Source organism: Sulfurimicrobium lacus (assembly GCF_011764585.1).
Lineage (GTDB): Bacteria > Pseudomonadota > Gammaproteobacteria > Burkholderiales > Sulfuricellaceae > Sulfurimicrobium > Sulfurimicrobium lacus.
Map to the genome: position 1 here is coordinate 324,126 of NZ_AP022853.1, position 11,682 is coordinate 335,807.

The following is an 11,682-nucleotide window of genomic DNA, read 5'->3' on the forward strand; positions in this document are numbered from 1 at the left end:
ATATGACACCAATTCTGATATTCCTGCTTGGCCTGGCCGCATTGATGGTGGTGATCGCCGGCGCCGGGATATTCTGGGCGATCCGCAGCGGTCAGTTCGACGACATGGAAGGGCCGGCGCAACGCATCCTGATGGACGAAGACGACCCGCTGATTCCGCGCCGGACATTGAGGGGCGGCGAGAAATAAATTAGAATAGCGGACTAGATAATTCGGAGTGGAGTAATAGCAATGGCTAACCTGTTTACCAAAGAAAACCTGCCCATGACGGTAGTGATCGCATTGATCGTGTGGTCCTGGTTGAGCTTTATGTCCGTGGTACTCGCCTAAGGATTTGCCCCAGACGTAAAAAAGGCGCCGTGAAATCACGGCGCCTTTTTTATTTGCATCGGCGAAAAATCAGTGTTCCCCGATGAGCGCTTTCATTTTCTGCATGGCTTTCTGCTCGATCTGACGAATGCGCTCGGCTGAAACGCCGTATTCCGCAGCCAGGTCGTGCAGCGTCGAACCGCCGTCTTCCTGCAGCCAGCGCGCTTCGATGATGCGGCGGCTGCGCGCATCCAGGCTTTCAAGCGCGGCGGCCAGACCCTCGGTATGGCGCCGGGCAGTGTCTTCCAGTTCCAGTTTGACAGCCGGTTCGGCATTGGGATCGACCAGATAGGCGATCGGGCTGAAGCTGTCCTCGTCGTCCGCGCTGTTGCCCTCCAGGGCGATGTCCTGGCCGGTCAGGCGGGTTTCCATTTCGACCACTTCATGCGGCTTCACACCGAGGTGACCCGCCATGGCGCGAACTTCCTCCGGGTTCAGCGTCCCCAAACTCTGCTTCAGGCTGCGCAGATTGAAGAACAGCTTGCGCTGCGCCTTGGTGGTGGCGATCTTGACCAGGCGCCAGTTGCGCAGGATGTACTCGTGAATTTCGGCCTTGATCCAGTGCACGGCAAACGAAACCAGGCGCACGCCGCGGTCCGGGTCGAAACGCTTGACCGCCTTCATCAGCCCGATATTGCCTTCCTGGATCAGGTCGGCTTGCGGCAGACCGTAGCCGAGATAACCGCGCGCAATGCTCACGACCACGCGCAAATGCGACATCACCAGCATGCGTGCGGCTTCCACGTCGTTGTCCTGCTTCAGGCGCACGCCGTAGTCATGCTCCTCCTCGGGAGTCAGCATGGGCAACGCCTTGACCGACTGGATATAACTTTCCAGGCTCCCTACCGAAGTGGGTACGGGAAAACTAAGAGCATGGGTCATGAATTTTTTCCTCCTTGCGAAAACATTTTAGCACTCGGTTCATGAGAGTGATAGTACAGTAAAACGTTCAAGTATTAAAGCCTGTTGTATAAAGCGCTTAAAATCGTAAACAGGAAAATATAGTCGTGAGTGGTTTATTAATGACGTAAACATGAGGGTATGGAGAAAATAGAGGTTTGGCGGCCGGAATAGTTCCTGGCAGGAGCGTTTTTACCACCAGCAAGCCAGGAAGGGGGTAGGTTGGCTCTTGTCTGGAGGGGCCGCAGCGAACAAACTGAGACTAAAGCCTGCTGGTTTTACATCTGGCACAGGCTTAATTGGAATGGCGGTTGTTCAGGATTAAGCCTGGTCGGCTTCGCTCACTTGTGCTGCATTTTTCCGTAGCTTACCGATTCAGGGAAATCATCCCGTCCGCAACCTGCCGTAAGGAAGCCACGTTCTTCAGCACGATGGAATCCTTGATGCAGTCTATCATTCCCTCATTGCGAAGCTTGCCGATGATGCGCGAAAAGGTTTCGGGCGTCACGCCAAGGCGCGAGGCGATCACCTGCTTGTTGGCATTGAACCGCACCACGCCGTCGAGTTCGGCCAGGCTGCCATTTTCCTTGATCAGGTATTGCGTGATGCGCTGGATGGCGCTCTGCAGGGTGAGGTTTCCGATCTCGTCGATCAGGTTCTGCTGGCGGTGACTCATCAGGGTCATCATGCGCAAGCACAGCTCCGGGTTCGTATGCAGCAGGTTGACGAAGGTTCGAGAGTCGAAAGCGATCACATGGCTCGGCTCGAGGGCAACTGCGTGGGTGGAATATTGACCTATAAACATGGCGTCTTCACCGAGCAACTGCCCGGCGCCAATGAGTTCCAGAACCCTTTCCGTTCCATTCGGAGCTGCGTGGAACAGTTTCATCACGCCATCGAAAACGACGTAAAAATGGTGGCAATAATCCCCTTGCGAATACAGTATTTCGCCCGTGGCGAACTTGACCAGTTTGGAGTGTTCGGACACCTGTTTGAATTCGGCATCGCTGAGATTATCGAACAAATAGATGTGACGAATTTTATCCAGATAAGAATTCGGTAATGTCATGATGGGCCTGCCAGCTATTTCGATGCTTGCCATCTTGCGCGTTTTTTGTCTGAAAAAATATCAGCGAACGCTGAATTTACCCGTGGGAAATAGCGACTAAAAAACGCAAAGGGGTAGGACGATTCCTACCCCTCCAAGATGCCGTCAATGGCTATTCCGGCATCCTATTTTCCTCCGGGACGAGGTCGTGCCTGATGGCGTAGTGGATGAGCTCGGCAACGTTGGCGACATTCATCTTCTGCATCAGGCGGGTCTTGTGGGTGCTGACGGTCTTTACGCTCAGGTTGAGTTCGTCGGCGATCTCCGTGACGCTTCTGCCGCGCGCGATGAGCTGGAAGATCTGGTATTCCCGGTCGGACAGGAGGGTATGGGGCGGCGCATCGCTCGTACCGCTCAGCATCTCGACCGCCAGTTTCTCCGCCACCGCCTGGCTCATGAACAGGCCGCCTTTCGCAACTTTGCGGATGGCTTGGGCCAGTTGCGTTTCCGCGTTGTCCTTGCACAGGTAGCCCGATGCGCCGGCCTTGAGGGTGCGCACCGCATACACATCCTCGGTGTGCATGCTGAGGACGAGAATCGGCAATTTCGGCCTTTCCGCCTTGATCTGCTTGATCAGTTCGACGCCGCTTTTGCCCGGCATGGACATATCCAGCACCACCGCGTTCCAGTTCTCCGCCTGTATCCTGGCCAGCGCCTCGGCGCCGTTGCTCGCCTCGCCCGCCACCTCGATGTCGGGGTGTTCGGAAAGGATGTGTTTCACCCCCGCGCGCAGCAGGGCGTGATCGTCGACTATCAATATTCTCATGGGCACTATTCGTTTACCTCTTGATTCTTGGGGAAGATGGCAGCGATGCGGGTGCCTTTGCCCGGCACGCTGGCCATGTCGAATTTTCCGCCAAACATCTTGACCCTTTCTCGCATGCCGAGCAATCCGAAGGTCTTTCTCCCGTTGGATGGGGGGAGTCCGCTTCCGTCGTCCTGAACCGTCACATGGATTGCGTCGTCACCATCCAGAATTTCCACTTTCACGCTATGCGCGGCGGCATGGCGCGCCACGTTGGTCAGTGCCTCCTGGGTCAGGCGGAATATCGCTGTTGCCATGTCGTCGGCGATCCCGAACTCCTCCCGGTTCATGGTGAGCGCGCAGGGGATGCCTGAGTGTTCGGTGAATTTCGCCACGTGATTCTCGATGGCCGCCGCCAGTCCAAGGTCGTCCAGCATGCCCGGCCGCAGGTCCTCGGAAATGCGGCGCACGGCGTCTAGCGTTCTCACCACCAGCTGGTGTGCGGAAGCCAGCTTTTCGGCGATGCGCGGGTCGTCGCCGCTGCACTTGTTTACCAGCCAGCCCAGGTCGATGCGCAAGGCGGTAAGCGCCTGCCCCAGCTCGTCGTGGATTTCGCGCGCCATGCGGGTGCGCTCCTCTTCGCGCACCGTTTGCAGGAAGCCGGTGAGTTCCTGCAGCTGCTGCCATGACGCCTGCAGCTTCTTTTGCGACTGCTCGTAGTCCGCCGTGCGCTCACGCACCCGCTGCTCCAGCCCGGTCTGCAGACGCCGCAACTCGATATGGGTGCGCACCCGCGCCAGAACCTCGTCGGGCTGATAGGGCTTGGCGACGAAGTCCACCGCGCCCAGCTTGAAGCCCTGGACCTTGTCCTCCGTCTCGTGCTGGGCGGAAAGGAAGACCACCGGGACATCGCGCGTGCGCGGATCGGCCTTGAGCCGGCGGCAGACTTCGTAACCGTCGATGCCGGGCATGCGGATGTCCAGCAGCACCAGTTCCGGCGGCCGCTCCCGCGCCGAGAGCAGGGCCATTTCGCCGTCCTGCGCCTGGCGCACGGCATAGCCGGCCTGCGTCAGCAAATCGGAAAGCAGTTGCAGGGACGCCGGCGTGTCTTCGACGATCAGCACTTCGCCCGGACCAGCCGGGTTTTTCTCAGCCAAACTCATATCCCTCCCTGAACAGCTCCAGACATACGTTCACCACCGCCGTATCGTACAGCTTGCCGCGGTTCTTCCTGACTTCCGCCAACGCCTTCCGCACACCCAGCCCCGGGCGATAGGGGCGGTACGTCGCCATCGATTCGACCACGTCGGCCACGCACAGGATGCGGCCGGCGAGCGAGATCTGGTCACCCTGCAAACCGCGCGGGTAGCCACTGCCGTCGAGGTGTTCGTGGTGCTGGTACACCATCTGCGCCAGCGGCCAGGGAAATTCGATGTTTTTCAGGATATCGTAGCCGGCCTGGACATGGGTCTTGATCAAGGTGTACTCGATCGCCCCCAGCTTGCCCGGAAAGCTCAGGATCTCGGCGGGAATGTGGATCTTGCCGATGTCGTGGATGGTCGCGGCGAGAAAAATCCCGTGGATTTCCTCCGCCGGCAGGTGCATTCGCGCCGCGATGCGTTGCGCCAGGCCGGCGACGCGGCGCTGGTGCCCGGCGGTGTAGGGGTCGCGCATCTCGATGGTGGTGGCGATGGCCTGGACGGTTTCCTCCATGCTGTTTTCCAGCTGCGCCATGCTGCGCTTGCGCTCGGCTTCGAGCCGTTCGCGCTCGGTGATGTCCTGGGCCGCGCCGTCCCATGCTACGACGCCATCCTCCAGCGCGCTCGGCATGGCGTTGAGCAGGATGTGCCGCACCCCGGCCCGCTTGTCGAGCCAGCGAAATGCCTGGTTGAGGCGCACGCCGTCCGTTTCGCAGCGCATCAGCGCAGCCTCGTAGGCTGCCCGGTCGTCGGGGTGGATGCCGCCATCGAATGCCGCCGCGTTCGCCAGCAGTTCGTCCGGCGGCAGCCCCAGCGCTTCCACAGAACCCTTGCTGACATAGGTGAAGCGGGCCTTTCCGTCGGGATAGCGCAGTATCTGGTAAAGCATTTCCGGCACGTTGTCCGCCATGCTGATGAAGCGGTGTTCCGAGGCGATGCGCGCGAGCGTGGTGTCGAACAGGCCGGCCACCGCGAGGTAAACGTTGAGCAACTCCCTGGACAGGGGCGCTGCGGCGTAGTGACCCACCAGCATCACGGTCGCGGTGCGGCGGCCCTCCGTCAGGGGCAGGAAGGCGAACGAGCAGGCCTGCTGCAGTTGCAGCGTGTCGGTGGCCAGAAAACCGCTTTCCAGCACCTGGGTGATGGTGTTCTGCGCAGCTTCGAGCAGCGGGGGGCAAAGGTCTTCATCGAGGGGAATGCAGGAATGGAGCAGAATTTTCCCATCCGGGCGCTTCCCGGCGAAGGCGACGATGTCCGCGTCGAAGAAGCGCGACATGACTTTCCCCAGCTCGCTCCAGATATCCCGGTCGCTGGTCAGGCCGGCGACGTATTGCGCCGTCTTGATCACCGCTTCTAGATAGGTTTGTTGTGCGCTGGAGGGCATTGTCTTCATCTCTCCTGCAACGGCTGAAGGTAAAGATTGTCGAGAAACACCAGGTCGAAATCGGGATGCTGCGCCAGATTGACGATGCGCGCGCGGATGCGCAAGTCGCTCAGTTTTTCCGCCGCCAGGGACGACAGCATGACGTCGCAGCAGCCGGCGAGGGCGGTGTTGCCGGAGAGCTCCACCCTTTCCGGCGGCCCCGGCGGCAACAGGCCTATGGCCTGGGCGTTGGCGACGTCGAGGTAGCGCCCGAAGGCCCCGCCCACGCAAACGCGCCGCAGGTCCTTCAGCGTAATCCCGGCATGGCCGCACAGCGCCAGGATGCCGACCCCGACGGCGGCCTTGGCGCGCTGCATGAGGTCCACGTCATTCTTGGTCAGCGTCAGCGCCGTTCCGCCGGCGCTGAAGGCATATCCCGTTTCGCCCGCGGTGAATCTGCCGGTACTGGACAGCTTGCCGGATTCGAGCAGGCAGGCGATCAAGTCCACCAGGCCAGACCCGCATATCCCGTGCGCGCGGTCGTCGCCGATGATGCCCCAGGCCAAGTTCCCCGCCGCATCGCACTTCACGCGGAACACCGCGCCTGCCTCGGCGGGCACGCCGCAGCTGATGCCGCTGCTTTCGAAGGCCGGTCCTCCGGCGGACGCGGTCACCCACAGTTCCCTGCCGTTCCACAGCGCGATCTCGGAATTGGTGCCGAAGTCGATGAATAGTGCCGGCGCCGCGCTGTCGATGAAGCGCGTCGCCACCAGCCCGGCCAGCAGGTCCGAGCCGACGAAGCCCGCCAGCGGCGCGACGACGTCGGCCTCGGCGAGGGGGTTCGCGCCCCACTGCGCGATCCAGCCGGACGTTTCCTCGGGGCGGCAATCCACGAACCGGGTCCAGTATTCCGGCTGCAGCAGCAGGTGGAAATTGTGGCTGGTGAGCAGGGCCAGCATCGCCGTGTTGCCGACCACGGTGATATTGACCACGCGGCGCGTGTCGAAGCCCTCGCGCGTGGCGATGTCGAGCAGCGCTTCGCCGATGGCCGCCACCACGGCATCGCTCATTTCCCGTGCGGCGGCGGGCGATTCCTGTGCCGCCGCGAGGCGGGTGATGATATCGGCGCCGAAATTCTGCTGCGGGTTGCGGCCCCACCGGTCGGCGAGCCAGTGCCCCTTGGCCAGATCGAACAGCGACAGGCACAGATTGGTCGTGCCCAGGTCCACCGCGAGGCCGCAGGGATGCCGGACTTCCGGCGGCAGCCATTTTCCCCCGGGACTGTGCGTCGGGTACGCCTCCACCCGGTCCGGGGGGGATTTCCAGTTCGACGGGGGCGCGGGGTTGAGGATTTCGATTTCGAGATCATGCGCCGGACTGAACTGGCAGGCGAGCCGCATTCCGCCCGCCAGCTGGGCTTCGCTCAGGTGCAGGCGCTCGTTCTGCGTCGCTTCGCCGTCCGCGCCGGAGAGCACGCGCACCCGGCACAGCCCGCATGCGCCGATGCCGCGGCAGCCGGAGCGCACGCGAAAATCGGTCGCGTCGAGGATGTCGCGCAGCGAATGGCCGGGGGCGAAGGCGATGCGGTGAGCCGCGCCGTCGATGCTGAGCAGCAGCTCGGGCATGGCCCTAGGCCCTCCGGCACGCCGCCACCATGGCGGCGATGTTTTCCGGTTTCGCCTCGGGCGGGATTTCGCAGCCGGAGGAAAGCAGGAAGCCGCCGCGCCGGGCGAATGACGAGATCAGCAGGGCAGCGGCGGCGGCCACCTCGTCCGGGCTCGCTTCGACGAAGAGCAGCGATTTCATGTTGCCGTCGACGCAGGTGCGGGGCAGCAATCGCTGCACCTGGTCCGGTTCGACGTAATAGTCGAAGTTGGCGATGTCGGCGCCGGCCTCGGGGTAATAGGGCAGGGTGGCGGCCGTCGGCCCGGCGATGTTGAGCCAGTTGGCCAGCGCCCCGGCCTGGCGGAACGCGGCGAAAACCTGCTGCAGCCGCGGCAGCAGCAGTTCGCGGAAAAACTGCGGCGGCACCACCGCGGGCGACGCGGCGGGGTCGAACACGATGGGCAAATGGGCGCCCGCCGCGATCTGGGCGCAGCCGTAGCGGATCGCGACGGCGGTGGAAAAATCGAGAATCTGCTCGAATCGCGCCGGATCGTCCACCGCCAGGTAGAGCGCGGTCTCGATGCCGAGCAACTGGGTCGCCAGGGTCATCGGCCCGGCCACGCAGCCGGCCACCAGCGTCGTATCGCCCAGCTCGCGGCGCAGGATCGATGTCGCCTTGAGCAGTTCGGGCATGCGCCCGGCGCTGGCAGGATCCGGCATAGTCAGGGCCGATACTTCGCTGGAGAGCGTCAGCGCGTAGGAAATCACGTCCGGATACTGGTTTTCGCGGTATTGCAGCGTCGAGCCGAGCGCCTCGGTTTCCACGCACAGATCCATGAAGGCGAACACCACGTCGTGGCCGTAGCGTTCCAGCGTCCTGGCCTGGCACGCGGCGAGCAGGGCGCCGTCGCGCAGATAATCGCGCAGCGCGACGCCGCCCACCGCGGCGGCGTGGCCGAACAGTTGCGGCACAGCCGGGGTGCGATCCGGTGGGGCGAAAGCCAGCGCGGCCTTGATGCGCTCCAGGCTGTTCATGGCGTCTCCAGCAACTGGTCCAGGTAGCGCGCCCCGTCGAAGGCCGTTTCGGCCACGTAATCGACATTCAGCGCCTGGGGCGAGGACTGCTTCAGCGCGGCGCCGCCGGCAATGACCTTGATGTGGGCCAGCCCTTTTTCCGCCAGCGCCGGCCTGACCTTGGCCACTTGCGGGATGACCGAGGTCAGCAGCCCGCTCACCAGCACGACCAGCGCGCGCTCGCGCTCGGCGGCGTTTACCAGGGTATCCACGGGGCAGTCCTTGCCCAGGTCGACGATCCGGTAACCCTTGCCGATCAGCACCATCCTGGTGATGTTCTTGCCCAGGTCGTGCACGTCGCCGAGCAGCGTGGCGATCACGCAGGTCGCCCGGCCCTGCTCGGGCGACAAGCCTTCCGGGTAAAGTTCGTTCGCCACTGCAGAAACGGCGCGCCCGACCAGCATGATTTCGAGCAGGTTGAAGCTTTCCACCGTGCACTTGTCGTCCAGCTGGCTCATCGCCGCTTCCATCCCCTCGGTCACGATGCGTTCGGGAACGACGCTCAGGGCAAGCAGGCGCCTGGCCTCGGCGAGGGCTCCGATGTGGTCCCCCTGGAGCAGGGTTTCCACCAGCTTGTCCATTCCAGGTTGGTTCAAGGCAATCTCGTCAAAGGGCTTTTCCTGAATTCATTATATGCCTGCGATGCCGAGCAGTTGCCAGAATTGGCGGTATTGCATGTTCTCGGCCAGAGCAAGCAGCCGTGCGGCCAGCTCGGGATTTTCCAGCCGGATTTGATCCAGTTCCGCCGCGATCTTGGCGGGGTTGAGTTCGCGTACCGCTTCGGTCAGCCTTGCGCGGGCTTCCGCGGAAAGGGACGCCAGGTCGGCGGCGGTCAGTTCCGCCGTTTTCTGCCCGCCATCGCGCGGCGCTTCGATTTCGCGCGCGAAATGTATGCCGAGCTGTTTTTCCAGCACGGCGTATAGCTCCTCTTTCCGAACCGGCTTGCGCATGAAGTCGTCTGCGCCTGCTTCGAGCGCTTCCCGGCGGTTCTCCTCGAAAGCGTAGGCGGTGAGGATCACTACCTTGGGCTGACACGCGTCTTTCCGGGCGCGCATCTGGCGCATCGCTTCCAGTCCATCCATTTTCGGCATGCGCCAGTCCATGAGGACCAGTTCGGGCTGGAACGATGCGACCCGCTCTTCGACCTGGCTGCCGTCCTCGGCCTCGGCGATCTCGAAGCCGTAGGGTTCCAGCAAGTCGCGAAATAGGAGCCGCGTTTCCGTATTGTCGTCCGCGACCAGGATGCGCTTACCGCGGTCGGCGGCCGCAAGATCGACGACGCGGCCGCGCGTGCCGGGATGCGCCGCGGGTGTGCCGCAGGTCTGCACCAGCAGCGTGAACATGAAGGACGAGCCTTGTCCGGGGGTGGACTCGACGGTCAGATCGCTGCCCATCATTTGCAGGTACTGCCGGCTGATGGTCAGCCCCAGGCCGGTGCCTGCCTGATTGGCCGAGGGTGTGCCCGCCTGTTCGAAGGGTTCGAAGATGCGGCGCAGGTCTTCCGGGGCGATGCCGATGCCGGTGTCGCTCACGGCAAATTCCAGGCGGGCCTTGCCTTCCCCTTCGGCTTGCGTCTTTACCCTGAGCGCGACACCGCCGTGGCGAGTGAACTTGACCGCGTTCGACAGCAGGTTGAGCAAGACCTGGCGCAGCTTGACGGTGTCGAGCAAGGCGCCCGGCGGCAGATCGGGCGCTTCCAGCGTGAGCGTCAGGCCGGTCTGTTCGGCGCGTCCCCGCATCATGTCGCTGACCTCGCGCAGGAGTTCGCCGGGACTGGCTTCTTCTTCCGTCACCCGCATCTTGCCGGATTCGATCTTGGAGAGTTCCAGGATGTCGTTGATCAGGGTGAGCAGATGGTTGCCCGAGCGTTCGATGACTTCTGCGTTGCGGCGCTGCTTGTCGGACAGCGCCGGGTCCTTGTCCATCAGTTGCGAGAAGCCGATCACGGCATTCAGGGGCGTGCGCAGCTCATGGCTCATGTTGGCGAGGAAGGTGGTCTTGGAGTGGTTGGCGGCTTCGGCCTGATCGCGCGCCACCGTCAGTTCCTCGGTGCGCTGCCGCACCAGCTCCTCCAGGTGTTCGCGGTGCTTCTGCAATTCCGCCTCGGCCTGTTTGCGCTCGGTGATGTCGGAGAAAATGGAGATGAAGCGGCGAATCCGTCCGTCGTGGCCGCGCAAGGCCCGGATCGAGATTTCCTCGGGGAATATCTCGCCCGATTTGCGCCGGTTCCACAATTCCCCGCGCCAGTGCCCGACGGTTTTCAACTGATTCCAGAGATTGCTGTACACCGTGTTGTCGTGCCGTCCGGACTTGAGGATGCGCGGGTTCTGGCCGATCACCTCGTCGCGGGTGAAGCCGTAAATGGTGCAGAACGCGTCGTTTACCCACAGGATGGTGCCTTCTGAGTCGGTGATGACGGCGCCCTCGGCCATGGCGGAGAAAGCCAGCTCGTTTTCGCGCCGTTCCTCGCTTTGCCGCTCCTGTTCCAGGACACGACGGCGGGCGAAAAAGCTGAAAGTCGAGATCGTGGCGAGGCCGAGAAACCAGATGCCGAAGTGCCAGTACTGGATGGAGCGCCATGTCGGCTCCTGGACGGTCCGGTAGGTGTTGAGGTCGATCGAGATCACCGCGCCGCCGCGCAGCCCCCCCACCGGGACCAGGGTGTCGCGATGGCACTCCAGGCACTCCTCTTCCATGCGCATCGGTATCATGACCCGCATCAGGCCGTGGCTGCCTTTCTTGGGGACCGCCTCGGTGGCTATCTGTGCGCCGCTTTCCAGCGTCTTGAGCGCTTTCGCCTCCCAGTCGTCGGGGGCGTTGTTGCGGTTGCGCAGCTGGCGCGAGGTGAGCCTTTCCTTGATGCCGTATTCCTTGTTACTGACTTCCTGGACCGCTTCCAGGATATGAATGGGCGTGAGCGCTACGAGATTGAACGGGGTGCCGTCCATCTTGTCCCCGGAGAGGTGTTCCTGTTCCTCCAGGGTTTCGATCGGCGGCACCTTGTCGGCGTTGATGAAAACCCCGCCCACGCTGGCCGCCCACTTGCGAATCGCCATGTCCTTCTTGAGATTGGTGACCGCGTCGATCCTGGCCATCGATTCCGCCGTGCGGTCCAGCTGGCCGCGCTGTGACCAGAGGGATGCGACCACCACCAGCGTCCAGATGATGGCGGCGAGAACCGCGGTCACGCGGTTGCCGAACAAGAGGTGCTTCCTTTCTGTTTCCACGTTCAGGCTTCCTTGATTCAGACAATTGCCGGGCAGCACTTCGAGATATTAAACCCGGATTATCTCTTAGGACGCGCTAATAGCTGGAAAGGT

The 11,682-nt window shown here is 62.5% G+C and carries 10 protein-coding genes; 1 reads left to right on the forward strand and 9 read right to left on the reverse strand.

Annotation, left to right across the window (positions count from 1 at the left end; all coding sequences use genetic code 11):
• The first annotated feature begins 2 nt into the window (after positions 1–2).
• A complete protein-coding gene (ccoS, locus tag SKTS_RS01585) occupies positions 3–188 on the forward strand; it encodes a cbb3-type cytochrome oxidase assembly protein CcoS (RefSeq protein ID WP_173059364.1) in 186 nt (61 codons plus the stop codon).
• 210 nt (positions 189–398) lie between these two features.
• Here ccoS and rpoH read toward each other — a convergent pair whose 3' ends face one another.
• From rpoH to SKTS_RS01630, 9 genes are all read right to left on the reverse strand, one after another.
• On the reverse strand, positions 399–1,250 hold the full coding sequence (gene rpoH / locus SKTS_RS01590) for an RNA polymerase sigma factor RpoH (RefSeq protein ID WP_173059367.1): 852 nt from the start codon (positions 1,248–1,250) through the stop codon (positions 399–401).
• Positions 1,251–1,635: 385 nt separating this feature from the next.
• Positions 1,636–2,337 carry a Crp/Fnr family transcriptional regulator gene (locus SKTS_RS01595; protein WP_173059370.1) on the reverse strand — a complete coding sequence of 234 codons (702 nt, stop codon included), beginning with the start codon at positions 2,335–2,337 and terminating at the stop codon, positions 1,636–1,638.
• A gap of 151 nt (positions 2,338–2,488) precedes the next feature.
• Entirely contained in the window at positions 2,489–3,142 is a 654-nt protein-coding gene (locus SKTS_RS01600) for a response regulator (protein ID WP_173059373.1), read from the reverse strand.
• A gap of 5 nt (positions 3,143–3,147) precedes the next feature.
• On the reverse strand, positions 3,148–4,278 hold the full coding sequence (locus SKTS_RS01605; protein WP_198420408.1) for an ATP-binding response regulator: 1,131 nt from the start codon (positions 4,276–4,278) through the stop codon (positions 3,148–3,150).
• Entirely contained in the window at positions 4,271–5,713 is a 1,443-nt protein-coding gene (locus tag SKTS_RS01610; protein WP_244617416.1) for an HD-GYP domain-containing protein, read from the reverse strand. Before SKTS_RS01610 ends, SKTS_RS01605 begins: the two co-directional genes overlap by 8 nt.
• Complete coding sequence (locus tag SKTS_RS01615; RefSeq protein WP_173059379.1) at positions 5,710–7,308, reverse strand: ASKHA domain-containing protein; 1,599 nt, start codon at positions 7,306–7,308, stop codon at positions 5,710–5,712. Before SKTS_RS01615 ends, SKTS_RS01610 begins: the two co-directional genes overlap by 4 nt.
• A 4-nt stretch (positions 7,309–7,312) precedes the next feature.
• Positions 7,313–8,323, reverse strand: a complete 1,011-nt coding sequence (locus tag SKTS_RS01620; protein WP_173059382.1) for a uroporphyrinogen decarboxylase family protein — start codon at positions 8,321–8,323, stop codon at positions 7,313–7,315.
• Complete coding sequence (locus SKTS_RS01625) at positions 8,320–8,958, reverse strand: cobalamin B12-binding domain-containing protein (RefSeq protein WP_173059385.1); 639 nt, start codon at positions 8,956–8,958, stop codon at positions 8,320–8,322. Before SKTS_RS01625 ends, SKTS_RS01620 begins: the two co-directional genes overlap by 4 nt.
• Positions 8,959–8,991: 33 nt before the next feature.
• The gene (locus tag SKTS_RS01630) at positions 8,992–11,589 is read right to left on the reverse strand and encodes an ATP-binding protein (RefSeq protein ID WP_198420409.1); all 2,598 of its coding nucleotides are present in this window, start codon (positions 11,587–11,589) and stop codon (positions 8,992–8,994) included.
• Positions 11,590–11,682 lie beyond the last annotated feature (93 nt).

Bases quoted from the DNA above. Each gene is read 5' to 3' on its own strand.
- ccoS (WP_173059364.1), top strand. From the start codon at position 3: ATGACACCAATTCTGATATTCCTGCTTGGCCTGGCCGCATTGATGGTG.
- rpoH (WP_173059367.1), bottom strand. From the start codon at position 1,250: ATGACCCATGCTCTTAGTTTTCCCGTACCCACTTCGGTAGGGAGCCTG.
- SKTS_RS01595 (WP_173059370.1), bottom strand. From the start codon at position 2,337: ATGACATTACCGAATTCTTATCTGGATAAAATTCGTCACATCTATTTG.
- SKTS_RS01600 (WP_173059373.1), bottom strand. From the start codon at position 3,142: ATGAGAATATTGATAGTCGACGATCACGCCCTGCTGCGCGCGGGGGTG.
- SKTS_RS01610 (WP_244617416.1), bottom strand. From the start codon at position 5,713: ATGAAGACAATGCCCTCCAGCGCACAACAAACCTATCTAGAAGCGGTG.
- SKTS_RS01615 (WP_173059379.1), bottom strand. From the start codon at position 7,308: ATGCCCGAGCTGCTGCTCAGCATCGACGGCGCGGCTCACCGCATCGCC.
- SKTS_RS01620 (WP_173059382.1), bottom strand. From the start codon at position 8,323: ATGAACAGCCTGGAGCGCATCAAGGCCGCGCTGGCTTTCGCCCCACCG.